This window comes from Pseudomonas sp. NY15181 (genome assembly GCF_048068055.1).
Lineage (GTDB): Bacteria > Pseudomonadota > Gammaproteobacteria > Pseudomonadales > Pseudomonadaceae > Pseudomonas.
In genome coordinates this window covers 83,110-97,000 of the sequence record NZ_JBLUPT010000014.1, presented here as the reverse complement: position 1 = coordinate 97,000, position 13,891 = coordinate 83,110, and the positions used below count along the sequence as shown (strand labels likewise).

General features: G+C 64.7%; 12 protein-coding genes. 7 read left to right on the top strand and 5 right to left on the bottom strand.

Features of this window, described 5'->3' with window-relative positions; all coding sequences use genetic code 11:
- Positions 1 to 95: 95 nt before the first annotated feature.
- A complete protein-coding gene (locus ACNFBT_RS25200) occupies positions 96 to 980 on the bottom strand; it encodes a DMT family transporter (RefSeq protein ID WP_416753434.1) in 885 nt (294 codons plus the stop codon).
- A 497-nt stretch (positions 981 to 1,477) separates the two neighbouring features.
- Between ACNFBT_RS25200 and ACNFBT_RS25195 the strand changes: the two genes are divergently transcribed.
- On the top strand, positions 1,478 to 2,728 hold the full coding sequence (locus ACNFBT_RS25195; RefSeq protein ID WP_416753433.1) for an OprD family porin: 1,251 nt from the start codon (positions 1,478 to 1,480) through the stop codon (positions 2,726 to 2,728).
- 400 nt (positions 2,729 to 3,128) lie between these two features.
- On the opposite strand, the gene ACNFBT_RS25190 is transcribed toward ACNFBT_RS25195, so the two are convergent.
- Complete coding sequence (locus ACNFBT_RS25190) at positions 3,129 to 4,355, bottom strand: PilT/PilU family type 4a pilus ATPase (RefSeq protein WP_416753432.1); 1,227 nt, start codon at positions 4,353 to 4,355, stop codon at positions 3,129 to 3,131.
- 188 nt (positions 4,356 to 4,543) lie between these two features.
- Between ACNFBT_RS25190 and ACNFBT_RS25185 the strand changes: the two genes are divergently transcribed.
- The 4 genes from ACNFBT_RS25185 to ACNFBT_RS25170 all read left to right on the top strand — a co-directional run bounded on the left by ACNFBT_RS25185 (position 4,544) and on the right by ACNFBT_RS25170 (position 7,274).
- Positions 4,544 to 4,822: a peptidylprolyl isomerase gene (locus tag ACNFBT_RS25185; protein WP_152223913.1), complete on the top strand. Its 279-nt coding sequence runs from the start codon at positions 4,544 to 4,546 to the stop codon at positions 4,820 to 4,822.
- Between the two features lie 7 nt (positions 4,823 to 4,829).
- On the top strand, positions 4,830 to 5,195 hold the full coding sequence (locus tag ACNFBT_RS25180) for an MmcQ/YjbR family DNA-binding protein (protein ID WP_275611599.1): 366 nt from the start codon (positions 4,830 to 4,832) through the stop codon (positions 5,193 to 5,195).
- Positions 5,192 to 5,746, top strand: a complete 555-nt coding sequence (locus tag ACNFBT_RS25175; RefSeq protein ID WP_416753431.1) for a putative glycolipid-binding domain-containing protein — start codon at positions 5,192 to 5,194, stop codon at positions 5,744 to 5,746. The genes ACNFBT_RS25180 and ACNFBT_RS25175 overlap by 4 nt, the downstream gene beginning before the upstream one ends.
- A gap of 346 nt (positions 5,747 to 6,092) precedes the next feature.
- Positions 6,093 to 7,274 (top strand): MFS transporter, encoded by a 1,182-nt coding sequence (locus ACNFBT_RS25170; protein ID WP_416753430.1) that lies wholly within the window; start codon positions 6,093 to 6,095, stop codon positions 7,272 to 7,274.
- Here ACNFBT_RS25170 and ACNFBT_RS25165 read toward each other — a convergent pair.
- The gene (locus tag ACNFBT_RS25165) at positions 7,271 to 8,920 is read right to left on the bottom strand and encodes a phosphoethanolamine transferase (protein ID WP_416753429.1); all 1,650 of its coding nucleotides are present in this window, start codon (positions 8,918 to 8,920) and stop codon (positions 7,271 to 7,273) included. The genes ACNFBT_RS25170 and ACNFBT_RS25165 overlap by 4 nt on opposite strands.
- Positions 8,921 to 9,290: 370 nt before the next feature.
- Between ACNFBT_RS25165 and ACNFBT_RS25160 the strand changes: the two genes are divergently transcribed.
- Positions 9,291 to 10,568, top strand: a complete 1,278-nt coding sequence (locus ACNFBT_RS25160; protein ID WP_416753428.1) for an OprD family porin — start codon at positions 9,291 to 9,293, stop codon at positions 10,566 to 10,568.
- A gap of 58 nt (positions 10,569 to 10,626) precedes the next feature.
- On the opposite strand, the gene ACNFBT_RS25155 is transcribed toward ACNFBT_RS25160, so the two are convergent.
- Complete coding sequence (locus ACNFBT_RS25155; protein WP_416753427.1) at positions 10,627 to 10,905, bottom strand: hypothetical protein; 279 nt, start codon at positions 10,903 to 10,905, stop codon at positions 10,627 to 10,629.
- A 156-nt stretch (positions 10,906 to 11,061) separates the two neighbouring features.
- A complete protein-coding gene (locus ACNFBT_RS25150; protein WP_416753426.1) occupies positions 11,062 to 12,012 on the bottom strand; it encodes a phospholipase D family protein in 951 nt (316 codons plus the stop codon).
- Between the two features lie 239 nt (positions 12,013 to 12,251).
- Here ACNFBT_RS25150 and ACNFBT_RS25145 point away from each other — a divergent pair, with 239 nt between their 5' ends.
- The gene (locus ACNFBT_RS25145; RefSeq protein ID WP_416753425.1) at positions 12,252 to 13,841 is read left to right on the top strand and encodes an ABC-F family ATPase; all 1,590 of its coding nucleotides are present in this window, start codon (positions 12,252 to 12,254) and stop codon (positions 13,839 to 13,841) included.
- The last annotated feature ends 50 nt before the right edge of the window (positions 13,842 to 13,891 follow it).

Here is a 13,891-nt window from a genome sequence, read left to right as displayed (position 1 = left end):
CCGCGTGGAATCGAACTGGAACACCCGCCAAGGTGAACCGCGACGCGATCGATGACATCGGCGTATCGGCGTACAACCGCGAACGGTTGTACGCCCTACGTTTTGCGGCTCTGCAACCAGGCCGCCGCCAGTCCGCTGCCGCAGATCACCGCGATGCCCAGCAGCGCCGAGGGCTCCGGTGTATGGCCAAAGATCACGAAGCCCAGCAACCCCGCAAAGACGATCTGGCAGTAGCTGAACGGCGCCAGCAGCGCCGGCGCGGCGTGCTTGAAGGCCTGGGTCAGGAACAGGTGCGCCGTCATCCCGCAGGTGCCCAAGGCCAGCATCATCAGGCCATGGACCAGCCCCGGCCATTGCCAGAAGAACGGCACCAGGGCGCTGACGATCAGGGTGTTGCACAGCCCGGCGAAGAAGTTGCTGGTGGTCGGGCTGTCCACCTGGCTGAGCTTGCGCGTGAGCAGTTGGTAGAAGCTGAAGAACAGCGCCGAACCGAACGGCAGCAGCACCGCCGGAGTGAAGAGCGCACCGCCGGGGTGGACGATGATCAGTACGCCGATGAAGCCGACGATCACCGCCGCCCACTGCCCCACACTGACCCGCTCGCCCAGTAGCGGCACCGACAGCGCCGTCACCAGCAGTGGCGCAAGGAAGTTCACCGACGTCGCCTCCGCCAGCGGGATGTACTGCAAGCCCGTGGTGAACAGGAAGCTGGTGCCCAGCAGGCACAGCGCCCGGGCCATCTGCAGGAACGGATGGCGGGTGCGCAGCACGGCGAAACCGGCGCGCGGCAGGAAGATGCCCGCCATCAGCAGCGTGTGCACCACATAGCGCGCCCAGACCACCATGACGATGGGATAGATGCTCGCCAGGTACTTCGACAGCGCGTCATGGCTGGAGAACAGGAAGGTCGCCAGGACGATGAGCAGGATGCCCTTGAAGGGCTGGTTGGCGCCGGACAACGGCGATTGGCTGGTACTCATCGGGTCACGGATTCTGGTGGCGGGAACGGCTCGCGCGCACGGCACGCCAGCCTACCAAGAAGCGCCGGGGAAACAACCCGCGCCGGCGCCTCGCGGGCCCGCCGCAAGGCGATGGTGCATGCGTTTCTGACAGAAGCTCGGCGCGCTGAACGGCATGCTACGCGTAATCCCCAGAAAGAAATGTCCCAAACGGTTAATTCCTGTTCGAACAGCGAACAGATACGCCTCGGACGAATTGCGGCGACTCGCCGGGCGGAACCACTATGGCCCCAGCCGCCTCGATGTGGCGTCCACAACTATAAGAAAGGTCCGTTCACATGCTCATGCTCTCCCTGGCACGCCGTCGCGCGTGCATCGCCCTCACCGCCCCGCCCTCCGCATCTGTCGCGCCCGGCTGATCGCCCGATCCACGCCCGCTGATCGTTTTCATCGCCTATCCGCTGCGCGGAGGCCCCCGTTTGCCCGCGAACAACGACAAGAATGCCGAGGGAACATCCATGATCCGCTACCTGCCGCATCTCACCGTCACAGCCTGCCTGCTGCCCGCCCTGCCCGTCCTGGCCCATGCCGACGAAGGCGGATTCCTCGAAGACGCCAAGGCCAGCCTGCTGCTGCGCAACTTCTACATGAACCGCAATTTCGTCGGCGACGCCCGCCAGGACAAGGCCGAGGAATGGACGCAGAACTTCATCCTCGACGCCCGCTCCGGCTACACCCAGGGCACCATCGGCCTCGGCCTCGACGTGCTCGGCCTGTACAGCGTCAAGCTGGACGGCGGCAAGGGCACTGCCGGCACGCAGTTGCTGCCGGTGCACGACGACGGGCGCCCGGCCGACGACTTCGGCCGCCTGGCGGTGGCCGGCAAGGCGAAGGTCTCGAAGACCGAGCTCAAGGCCGGGGAATGGATGGTGGTGCTGCCGATCCTGCGTTCCGACGATGGCCGCTCGCTGCCGCAGACCTTCCAGGGCGCCCAGATCACCTCGAAGGAGGTCGATGGCCTGGCCCTCTACGGCGGCCAGTTCCGCCAGAACAGCCCGCGCAACGATGCGAGCCTGGAAGACATGTCGCTGTTCAGCCGGCCGGCCTTCACGTCCGACCGTTTCAACTTCGTCGGCGGCGAGTACCGCTTCAATGGCGACCGCACCCTCCTCGGCCTGTGGAACGCCGAGCTGAAGGACATCTACCAGCAGCAGTACCTGCAACTGCAACACAGCCAGCCGCTGGGCGACTGGGTGCTCGGGGCGAACATCGGCTACTTCTGGGGCAAGGAGGACGGCAGCGCCCGCGCCGGCGACCTGGATAACCGCACCTTCTCCGGGCTGTTCTCGGCGAAGTACGGTGCCAGCACCTTCTATGTCGGGCTGCAGAGGGTCATGGGCGATGACGAGTGGTTCCGCGTCAACGGCACCAGCGGCGGCACCCTGGCCAACGACAGCTTCAACTCCAGCTACGACAACGCCAGGGAGCGCTCCTGGCAACTGCGCCACGACTACGACTTCGCCGCCTTCGGCATTCCGGGCCTGACCCTGATGAACCGTTACCTGCATGGCAGCGACGTGCACAACAGCAGCACCGACGATGGCCGTGAATGGGGCCGCGAGAGCGAGCTGGCCTATACGGTGCAGAGCGGCACCTTCAAGACCCTGAACCTGAAGTGGCGCAACTCGACCATGCGCCGCGACTGGGGCCGCACCAACAGCTTCGACGAGAACCGGCTGATCATCAGCTATCCGTTGTCGTTGCTGTAACTCGCAGGGCGTACAACCGCTCGCGGTTGTACGCCGATGCCCCGACTCAACATCAACGCCTGAGATTGCCGGAGACTACGGCTCCCGTAGGAGCAACTGTCTTCTTCTGGATAATCCGTGCCTGCGCTCCCCCTCACCCCGGCCCTCTCCCCCAGGAGAGGGAGCTGTCCGTGCCGGCTGACACCTCGGTTTGATCCTGCGCCGAACGGTCCCCTCTCCCCCTGGGTGAGGGCCGACCCGAGTGCAGATGTATCTCGTAGAAGCGGACCTTGTCCGCGAAGGAGCAGCTTCGCTGGAGAGCATCGCGGAGAAGCTCCGCTCCTGCGAAAGCGCTCCGTGCAAACCCATTACCCATGAAAAAGCCCCGGCGTGCCGGGGCTTTTTCATGACGGAGCCCGGCTTATTGCCCAGCCGGCTTGCCTTCGGCGTCCTCAGCCTCGATTTCCTCCAGCGCGAGTTCCAGCCCCCAGCTGGAGGAATCCGCCGCCGGAGCGGCCGGGGCGGCCGATGCAGCTGGCGCAGGGGCGGCACTGGTGGCCGCGGCGGAATTGGTCACCATGGCCGGGTTGTCCTTGTAGAGCTTGAGCTTCAGACGCAGGTTGTTCGCCGAGTCGGCGTTTTTCACCGCTTCTTCTTCGCTGATCGCCCCTTCCACAGCCAGGTCGAACAGCGCCTGGTCGAAGGTCTGCATGCCCAGGGCGCGGGACTTGTCCATGATCTCCTTGATCATGCTGAAGTCGCCGCGCTTGATGATGTCGCTGATGGTGGCGGTGCCCAGCAGCACCTCCACCGCGGCGCGGCGCTTGCCGTCCTGGGTGCGCACCAGGCGCTGGGAAACGAAGGCCTTGAGGTTGTTGCCCAGGTCGTTGAGCAACTGCGGCCGGCGCTCCTCGGGGAAGAAGTTGATGATGCGGTCCAGCGCCTGGTTGGCGTTGTTCGCGTGCAGCGTGGAGATCGCCAGGTGGCCGGTGTCGGCGAAGGCCAGGGCGTGCTCCATGGTCTCGCGGTCGCGGATCTCGCCGATCAGGATCACGTCCGGCGCCTGGCGCAGGGTGTTCTTCAGTGCGGCGTGGAAGCTGCGGGTGTCCACGCCCACTTCGCGCTGGTTGATGATCGACTTGCGGTGCCGGTGCACGTATTCGATGGGGTCTTCGATGGTGATGATGTGGCCGCCGCTGTTGCGATTGCGGTGGTCGATCAGCGCCGCCAGGGAGGTGGACTTGCCCGAACCGGTACCGCCGACGAAGAGCACCAGGCCGCGCTTCTCCATCACCACCTTGAGCAGCACTTCCGGCAGCTTCAGGTCCTCGAACAGCGGGATGTCCAGCTTGATGTTGCGCGCCACGATGGAGACTTCGTTGCGCTGCTTGAACAGGTTGATGCGGAAGCGGCCGACACCCTGCACCGAAATGGCCAGGTTCATCTCCAGTTCGCGATCGAACTCGGCGCGCTGTTCCTCGTCCATCAGACCGTAGCCGATGCGTGCCACGTCGCCCGCCTTGAGCGGCTCGTTGGACAGCGGCTTGAGCACGCCGTTGAACTTGGCGCAGGGCGGCGCGCCGGTGGAAAGGTAGAGGTCGGAACCATCCTGGGTGGCCAGGATCTTCAGCATCGACTGGATATCCATAAGAACTGCATCCGTTCGCAAGGAAGAAGGGGCGGACGCCGCCGGCTCGGCAGCAGACTGGGTGTAGGAATTTTCCGTCGACTCTAGGCAGCGGCCAGGTAAGGCACAATGCCACCCACCGGAAAATGCGACGTGCGTCACCGCTCCCGTACAATAGCCGTTCCGCGTGAAATTCCGAGGTAATACCAATGCCCGTCGCCATGGCCCGCCATATCCTGGTCAAGACCGCCGCCGAAGCCGAGCAGATCAAGCAGCGCCTGGCCCGTGGGGAGGATTTCGCCGCCCTGGCGCGCAAGCACTCCACCTGCGCCTCCGGCAAGCGCGGCGGCGACCTGGGGGAAGTCCGCCCGGGACAGATGGTGCGCAGCATCGACCAGGTGATCTTCAAGAAACCGGTCGGCGTGGTGCACGGTCCGGTGAAGAGCCAGTTCGGCTACCATCTGGTCGAAGTCTATTTCCGCGACTGAGCCCGGTATGACCCCACAACAGATCGCCCGTTTCTGCCTGCAACTGCCCGGCGCCCGCGAGGACATCAAGTGGGGCAGCAACCGTGTGTTCTCGGTGGCCGGCAACAAGATGTTCGCCATCCTCGACTTTCTCGACGAAGGCGCCGGCGGCCTGGCCTTCAAGGTCGGCCCGGAGCTGTTCCTGGGCTATGTCGACCGCCCTGGCATCCGCCCGGCGCCCTATCTGGCGCGGGCCTTCTGGGTCGCCATGCAGCGCCCCTACCCCATGGGCGAAGCCGAACTGCGCGAAGCGCTGACCCGCTCCCACCAGTTGGTGGTGGCCCGCCTGCCCAAGCGCCAGCGCCTGGGCCTGCTGCTGGACGAAACCCCATGAAGACCTTGAACTGGGAAGGCATCTGGCGGGCACCGACGGCCAGCTGGGAATCGCTGCAACTGGGCGATGGCGGCGCGCAAAGCCAACTGCGCGCCATCGACGAAAGCGGCGGCCCGTCCTATCAGCTGGACTACGAGCTGAGCTGGGACGACCACTGGCGCCTGCGCGAAGCGCGCTTCAGCGTCGAGAGCAGCCGTGGCGTGCGCCAACTGCACCTGCTGACCGACGGCGAAGGCCGCTGGCGCACCGCCGAGGGCGAGACGCTGGGTGAGCTGGAGGGCTGCCTGGACATCGACATCTGGCCCACGCCCTTCACCAATACCTTCCCGATCCGCCGCCTCGGGCTCGCCGATGGCCAGCGCGTGGAGCTGGCCGTGGTCTATCTGGAAGCCCCAAAGCTGAAGCCAGTGCGCATGCGCCAGGGCTATACGCGGGTGGATGCGCGGCACTACCTCTACGAAAACCTCGAAGGCACGAATTTCCAGGCACTGCTGACGGTCGACGACGACGGGCTGGTGCTCGACTACCCCACGTTGTTCCGGCGGACCTGAGCCGGTTAACGCAGGCCGCCGGGAATGGCACGCGCCCCGTAGGAGCGGACTTCGTCCGCGATAGGCCCCGTAGCGGCGCTGATCGCGGACAGAGTCCACTCCTACAAAAAAGCCTTTGCACCCGGCTCACTCGACACATCCGGACTGCACTTTCTGTAGGAGCGAGCTTGCTCGCGAACAATACCCCGCTGCGGAGCCAGGTTCGCGAGCAAGCTCGCTCCTACAAAGGCAGCCCTGGGACGACCGGACCTCCCGCCCCCGTCGAGGTAGTTCGTTAGCTTGCTTTCCTACACGCCAGGGCGGGTCCATCATGTATTACCCACCCGCCGTTCCGATCAAGCCTGCAATGTCCGCCCAATCCCGCCCCAGCGCCGCAACCACCCTGCAGGTGGTTTCCGTCGTTCTCTTCACCTTCCTCGCCTACCTGACCATCGGCATTCCGCTGGCCGTGCTACCCGGCTACGTGCACACCGACTTGGGCTTCGGCTCGGTGCTGGCGGGCCTGGTGATCAGCATCCAGTACCTGGCCACCCTCCTCACCCGCCCCTACGCCGGCCGGGTGATCGACACCCTCGGCCCCAAGCGCGCGGTGCTCTATGGCATGGCCGGATGTGCCGGCAGCGGCGCGCTGATGCTCGCATCCTGGGCGACCCAGGGCGTGCCGTGGCTCAGCCTGGCGACCTTGATGCTGGCGCGACTGGTGCTGGGCACCTCGGAAAGCCTGGTGGGCAGCGCGTCCATCAGTTGGGGCATCGACCGGGTCGGCGCGCCGAACACCGCCAAGGTGATCTCCTGGAACGGCATCGCCAGCTACGGCGCGTTGGCCGTCGGCGCACCGCTCGGAGTGCTGATGGTGCAGCACCTGGGCCTGGCCAGCATGGGCGTGAGCATCATCCTGCTGGCGGCGCTGGGCTTTGCGCTGGCCTGGCCGAAGCGGCCGGCGGCGCTGGTGCACGGAGAACGGATGCCCTTCCACCATGTGCTCGGCCGAGTGCTTCCCCACGGCATGGGGCTGGCGCTGGGCGGCATCGGCTTCGGCACCATCGCCACCTTCATCACCCTGTATTACGGCAGCCGCGGCTGGAGCGACGCGGTGTACTGCCTGACGGCCTTCGGTGGCTGCTTCATCGGCGCGCGCCTGCTGTTCTCCCAGGCGATCAACCGCCACGGTGGCTTCCGTGTGGCCATCGTCTGCCTGTCGGTGGAAAGCCTCGGGCTGATGCTGCTGTGGCTGGCGCCCTCGCCGTGGCTTGCGCTGGCGGGCGCGGCGCTGAGCGGTTTCGGCTTCTCCCTGGTGTTCCCGGCCCTGGGCGTGGAAGCCGTCGGCCTGGTGCCTGCTTCCAACCGTGGCGCCGCGCTGGGCGCCTACTCGCTGTTCATCGATGTGTCGCTGGGGATCACCGGTCCGCTGGTGGGCGCCATCGCGGGCGCCTTCGGTTTCGGCTCGATCTTCCTCTTCGCCGCGCTGGCGGCACTCAGCGGGCTGGCCCTGAGCCTGGTGCTGTATCAGCGCTCCTTCGGCCGTTAATCGAAGGCCAGGGCCTGGCGCACCGAAGGCTCGCGGCAACCGGCGAACATGTCGAGGCCGGCGTTGTAGGTGCGGGTACGCACCTCCAGAAGGCCGAGCATGGAGTGGAACAGGTTGTCCTGGGACAGCGGCTGGGCGGCGTGCTGGCGCAGGCAGGCGCTGTCCAGTGCGAAGGACTGCTGATAGCCCTCGGAGAACCAGGCCAGCATGCCGACGTGCTTCTGCTGGTCCGGCGCGAGCACGTAGGGTGTGCCGTGCAGGAACAGGTTGTACTCGCCCAGCGACTCGCCGTGGTCGGCCATATAGATCATCGCCGTGTCCAGCTTCGACTGGTTGCTGCGCAGCAGGTCGATCAGGTTGGCCAGCACGTGGTCGGTGTACAGCACGGTGTTGTCGTAGCCGTTGACGATGCTGTCCCGCGAGCAGGCGCTCAGATCATTGCTCTGGCACACCGGGGTGAACTTCTCGAAGTCCTTCGGATAGCGCTTGTAGTAGGCCGGACCGTGGCTGCCCATCTGGTGCAGGACCAGCACGGTGTCGCGGTCGAGCCCGTCGATGTAGGCCTGCAGGTCCTTGAGCAGGATCTCGTCATGGCACTCGCCGTCACCGCACAGCGCCAAGTCCTTCGAATGGCTCAGGTCCTGGAAGCTCACCCGGTCGCAGGTGCCCTTGCAGCCGGACTGGTTGTCCCGCCACAGCACCTGGAACCCGGCGCGCTTGAGCACGTCGAGCAACCCTTCCTGGCTCTTGGCCTCGGCGTCGCTGTAATGCTGGCGGGTCAGGTCGGAGAACATGCAGGGCACCGACACGGCGGTCTCGGTGCCACAGGAATGCACGTCGCTGAAGTTGATCACGCCCTGCTCCGCGCTCAGGCGCGGGTTGGTGTCGCGGTTGTAGCCGTTGAGGGCGAAGTTTTCCGCCCGTGCGCTCTCGCCGACCACCAGCACCGTCAGCGACTTGCGCGAATGCGCCTGCCAGCTTGTCGAGCGCTGGGCATCGCTGGCGACCGTCCGCAGCTGCGTGTGGCCTTGCGTCGCCTTACCCTTGGCCAGGCTGAGCAAGGCGCCAACGGTATTGCTGGGCGTGACCTCGTAGCGCAGCTCATGGTGATTGCGCAGCATCGACGACAGCCCCTGGTAGTTACCCAGGGCGATGCCGCCGATCATCAGCATCGACACGACGCCGACACACGCCTTGCTCAGCAGCTCACGGGGCCAGGTGCGGTAGGCGATCGGCAGACGCCACAGCAGCGCCACCGGCAGCACCCCGAGAAGCAACAGGTAGGCGACGAGCTTGAAGGACAACAGATCGCGGACTTCCGCCGGATCGGTTTCCAGCACGTTGCGCAGCATCTCGACATCGATCAGCACGCCGTACTGGTTCATGAAGTAGGCCACCCCGGCACTGAGCAGCAGCAAGGCGCCCAGCACCGGCTTGAGCAGGCCGCGGAACGCGAACAGGCTCAGGATCAGGTTGAAGCAGATGACCAGAAGCAGCGCGAACGCCCCCGCCAGCAGGCGTCCCGACCAGCCCGCCGGAGTGATGTCGAGCAGACGCTTCCAGAGCGGCAGGTTATAGCAGGCAAGCAACAGGACACTGGTGAGCAGCGTGACCCATTCGGGGCGAAGCGGACGGAGCTTGAACATCGGGGAAAGGATTCCGGAACTGCGGGAATTGCCCGGAAACCGCGGCGTTCCGCGCCCCGGCAGGCGAGCGAGGGGGATGCTAGGAGCGCTGCCGTCAATCTTTCGTGAAAAATAACTGCAAAAAAGGTGGGAGCTCGATCACAGCGGGAAACACACCTTTGCCTGCCGATCAGCCACTGAGTCAACCCTGGGCGCATCAAGTCCGAAAAGTTTCGATCCTCTGCTATCATCGCGCCGCTGCGGCCCGCAGAGGCCGACTACAACCAGAAAAACCAGCCAGCACAGGACGCCACTTCCCTGATGACACACATCGGGGCGGGACGCCTTTTCCGTCTTGTCGGCGCTGCACCATTAGCACAAGGAAAACAACATGCTGCACCACCGCATCAGCCTGCTCGCGCTGGGCATTCTCGCGTCCACCGCCGCCCTGGCCGAGGACCAGTCCACCGCCAAGGGCTTCGTCGAAGACGGCCATCTGGACCTGCTCTTCCGCAACGGCTACATGTACCGCGACTACAAGCACGGCCGTGACGACAAGTCCGAGTGGGGCCAGGCCGCCACCGCGACCTTCACCTCCGGCTTCACCCAGGGCACCGTTGGCGTAGGCGCTGATGTCTTCGGCATGTACGCGCTCAACCTGGACAAGAACGGCGCGCGCGCCGGCGCTCCGGGCATCGACTTCTTCAAGCAGGACAGCGATGGCAACCCGGCCAGCGACCTGGCTCGCGCCGGTGGCGCGGTGAAGGCCCGCGTCTCCAACACCGTGATCAAGTACGGCGACCAGATGCCCGCCCTGCCGGTGCTCAGCTACGACAACTCCCGCCTGCTGCCGGAAACCTACTCCGGCACCCTGATCACCTCCAAGGAGATCGATGGCCTGGAGATCAACGTCGGCCGCTTCACCTCGGAAGTCCGCAAGAGCGCGGAAGGCCACGACAGCGGCGGCCTCAAGCGCATCGACGTCTACGGCGGCAGCTACAAGTTCACCGACAACTTCAGCGGCGCCCTGTACGCCCAGGACAACGAAGACGTTGCCCGCAAGCAGTACATGAACCTGAACTACGTCATCCCGATGGCCGACCGCGAGTCGCTGACCTTCGACTTCAACGGCTACAAGACCAAGCTGAACAAGGACTGGGCCGACGAGTTCAACAGCGGCAACCGCGACAACACCATCTGGAGCCTGTCGGCCGCCTACAACATCGGCGTCCACACCTTCATGCTCGCCCACCAGCGCAACAACGGCGACACCGGATACCTGTACGGCGGCTACCAGAGCGGCGACTACATCGGCGACGGCGGCACCACCATCTGGCTGGCCAACTCCTACTGGTCGGACTTCAACGGCGAGGACGAACGCTCCTGGCAGGGCAGCTACAGCCTGGACTTCTCCGAGTACGGCGTGCCGGGCCTGAGCTACACCGTGGCCTACGTCTACGGCGACAACATCAAGACCGAAGAGACCAGCAACGGCAAAGAGCGCGAAATCTTCAACCAGCTCAAGTACGTGGTGCCGAGCGGCCCGGCCAAGGACCTGTCGGTCAAGCTGCGCGGCTCCTGGGTACGCGTTTCGAACGATGCCCGCTCCTACAACGACGACGGCAACGAAGTCCGCGTATTCGTCGAGTACCCGGTCAACATCTTCTGATGCGCTGATCGACGCTTGATGCAAGACGCCCCGTGGCAGCGATGCCACGGGGCGTTTTTCATTCCAGGCCGCGCGAGCGCGCAGGGCTCAGCGGCGGCAGCGACATGCGCAGGATAGGACGGCACAGGAGCAGGATCAGCACGCCGGCTGCCAGGAAGCCCAGGCGCAGGCCCGGTTCCAGTGTTTCATTCAGGGTATTGAGGAAGAGCATCGCACTGCCGCCCAGCATGCAGGCCAGCAGGAAGATCGACAGGATGTAGACCTTCAGGGTCACCAGGCGCCAATGCCAGCGCATGCGGCGACGTGGGGGGACTTGATCGATAGGGAGATTGGGCATGCTCCATTGCCTCCTGCCAGCTTTCCGTCGAAGTCGACCAACGGCGCCCGTCGACGCCGGGATACTGGCAGAAGGCTAGTCAGCCCGGAGAAAAAAGCCAAGTCGTCCACCGCAGACCCGAGGGGCGCGGCGACGCCGGCCGATGAACGGCGGAAGTCAGCGCACCACGCTGTTGATGTCGTGGCGGTTGAGCGAGGTGCGCATTTCCTCGTACCACTCCGGAATCACTTCCTTCAGGCGCTCCTTGGCGTCTTCCAGCTTGAACGGCTGGGTGTAGCGCTTCTTGCGGTACGAGTAGATGTAGTAGGTGCCGTTGCGGTAGAGGATGCGGTCGAAGGTGTAGAAGCCGATGTTCGTACCGTTGCAGCGCGCAGTCAGCACCATGTCGCCCTCTTCGTAGGGCAGCACGCCCTCGGCGCATTCATAGGTGAAGAACTCGCGCACGTCGTCCCAGTCCACGCCATCACTGCTGGCCCGCAGGAAGGCCTCGGCTTTTTCCTCAGAATCATCGGAATGATCGCTGTACCAGATGAACAGCGGAATGCTCTGGTTGGTCTCATCGCCCAGCCAGCTCTCGCCGTCCAGGTACTGCGCGCCGCGCGCCAGGCTCGCCTGCATGCGGCGGTGGCTCTGGCGGTACTCTTCCAGCGCCTCGTCGAAGGCCGGGCTGTCCTCGCCCAGCATCACGCCTTCGACACCCTTGATCGCCGCTGCGCGGGCCAGGTAGTCGGCATACAGCGCAGCGTCTTCGATGACGGTGCAGGTGTCGCGGGTCAGGCTCAGGCCGATCTCGGTGAAGTTGGAGCTCCCCAGGATCACCACGTCCGGTTCGACCAGGATCAGCTTCCAGTGCACGCTGTTCTGCGCGCGGAAGTCCACATGCAGGGTCACGTTCGCGCCGGTGTCGCGCACGCAGAAGTCGATGAACTCCGGCGAGGTGAAGGAATTGATGGTGCCGACCAGCAGATCGACCTTGTTGCCGTTCTCCACCAGGGTCTCGACCAGCGACTCGGTTTCACTGGCGGAGGCCGAGACAACGGTGATCAGTTTGTCGCTGACCTGCTCCAGGTACTGCTTGAGCGAGTTTTGCGCGTTAAGGATTTTCATACAGCCCCCACCAGAATTCTGAACACCCGGATTCTGAGGCAGGACAATGGGGGGTTTCAACTGCCTCGTTACTCCCCTGCCCCCGCAGAATGGGCGCTTCAGGCGTACGGCATGCAAGGAGCCGACCCTCTGTGGCATAATAGGCGGCTTTGCCAGGCGCGCCTCGATCCGCTCGACCGCAGCGCCCTCCCCGCACGCCCGCGCCCGGCGCGCACCATGTCCAGCCAAAGGTTACCCAGTTGATCTCCACCGCCAATATCACCATGCAGTTCGGCGCCAAGCCGCTGTTCGAAAACGTTTCCGTCAAGTTCGGCAACGGCAACCGCTATGGCCTGATCGGCGCCAATGGTTGCGGCAAGTCGACCTTCATGAAGATCCTCGGCGGTGAGCTGGAACCTTCCAGCGGCCAGGTGATGCTGGAGAACGGCGTGCGCCTGGGCAAGCTGCGCCAGGACCAGTTCGCCTATGAAGACTTCACCGTGATCGACACCGTGATCATGGGCCACGAGGAGCTGTGGAAGGTCAAGGCCGAGCGCGACCGCATCTACTCCCTGCCGGAAATGAGCGAGGAAGACGGCATGGCCGTGGCCGAGCTGGAAGTCCAGTTCGCCGAGTTCGACGGTTATACCGCTGAATCCCGCGCCGGCGAGCTGCTGCTGGGCCTCGGCATTCCGCTGGAACAGCACTTCGGCCCGATGAGCGCCGTCGCTCCGGGCTGGAAGCTGCGCGTGCTGCTGGCCCAGGCGCTGTTCTCCGATCCGGACCTGCTGCTGCTCGACGAACCGACCAACCACCTGGACATCAACACCATCCGCTGGCTGGAAAACGTCATCACGGCGCGCAACAGCACCATGATCATCATTTCCCACGACCGTCACTTCCTGAACAGCGTCTGCACCCACATGGCGGACCTGGACTACGGCGAGCTGCGCCTGTTCCCGGGCAACTACGACGAGTACATGACCGCGGCCGAACAGGCCCGCGAGCGCCTGCTGTCGGACAACGCCAAGAAGAAAGCCCAGATCGCCGAGCTGCAGACCTTCGTCAGCCGCTTCTCGGCCAACGCCTCCAAGGCCAAGCAGGCCACCAGCCGCGCGCGCCAGATCGACAAGATCCAGCTGGAAGAGGTCAAGCCGTCCAGCCGCGTTAGCCCGTTCATCCGCTTCGAGCAGCACAAAAAGCTGCACCGCCAGGCCGTGACCCTGGAGAAAGTCAGCCAGGGCTTCGACGGCACCTCGCTGTTCAAGAATCTGAGCATGCAGGTGGAAGCTGGCGAACGCATCGCCATCATCGGCCCGAACGGTATCGGCAAGACCACACTGCTGCGCACCCTGGTCGGCGACATGGCGCCCACCCACGGCGAAGTGAAGTGGACCGACAGCGCGGACGTGGGCTACTTCGCCCAGGACCACGCCGAGGACTTCGAGGACGATTACAACCTGTTCGACTGGATGGCCCAGTGGACCCAGGGCGGCGAGCAGCTGGTGCGCGGCACCCTCGGCCGCATGCTGTTCTCCAACGACGACATCAAGAAGTCGGTGAAGGTCATCTCCGGTGGCGAGCAGGGTCGCATGCTGTTCGGCAAGCTGATCCTGAAGCGCCCCAACGTACTGGTGATGGACGAGCCGACCAACCACCTGGACATGGAATCCATCGAGTCGCTCAACCTCGCGCTGGAGAACTACCCGGGCACCCTGATTTTCGTCAGCCACGACCGCGAGTTCGTCTCCTCCCTGGCCACCCGCATCATCGAGCTGTCGGAGAACGGCGTGACCGATTTCAGCGGCACCTACGACGACTACCTACGCAGCCAGGGCGTGGTCGTCTGATCACTCCCCCGTCGCGATGAAAAAGCCCCGCCAGTGCGGGGCTTTTTTTT

Excerpts from the sequence above, each read along its gene's own strand:
- ACNFBT_RS25180 (WP_275611599.1), top strand. The coding sequence starts at position 4,830 with ATGACCCCACAACAGATCGCCCGTTTCTGCCTGCAACTGCCCGGCGCC.
- ACNFBT_RS25190 (WP_416753432.1), bottom strand. The coding sequence starts at position 4,355 with ATGGATATCCAGTCGATGCTGAAGATCCTGGCCACCCAGGATGGTTCC.
- ACNFBT_RS25195 (WP_416753433.1), top strand. The coding sequence starts at position 1,478 with ATGATCCGCTACCTGCCGCATCTCACCGTCACAGCCTGCCTGCTGCCC.
- ACNFBT_RS25200 (WP_416753434.1), bottom strand. The coding sequence starts at position 980 with ATGAGTACCAGCCAATCGCCGTTGTCCGGCGCCAACCAGCCCTTCAAG.
- ACNFBT_RS25165 (WP_416753429.1), bottom strand. The coding sequence starts at position 8,920 with ATGTTCAAGCTCCGTCCGCTTCGCCCCGAATGGGTCACGCTGCTCACC.
- ACNFBT_RS25175 (WP_416753431.1), top strand. The coding sequence starts at position 5,192 with ATGAAGACCTTGAACTGGGAAGGCATCTGGCGGGCACCGACGGCCAGC.
- ACNFBT_RS25160 (WP_416753428.1), top strand. The coding sequence starts at position 9,291 with ATGCTGCACCACCGCATCAGCCTGCTCGCGCTGGGCATTCTCGCGTCC.
- ACNFBT_RS25185 (WP_152223913.1), top strand. The coding sequence starts at position 4,544 with ATGCCCGTCGCCATGGCCCGCCATATCCTGGTCAAGACCGCCGCCGAA.
- ACNFBT_RS25170 (WP_416753430.1), top strand. The coding sequence starts at position 6,093 with ATGTCCGCCCAATCCCGCCCCAGCGCCGCAACCACCCTGCAGGTGGTT.
- ACNFBT_RS25150 (WP_416753426.1), bottom strand. The coding sequence starts at position 12,012 with ATGAAAATCCTTAACGCGCAAAACTCGCTCAAGCAGTACCTGGAGCAG.
- ACNFBT_RS25155 (WP_416753427.1), bottom strand. The coding sequence starts at position 10,905 with ATGCCCAATCTCCCTATCGATCAAGTCCCCCCACGTCGCCGCATGCGC.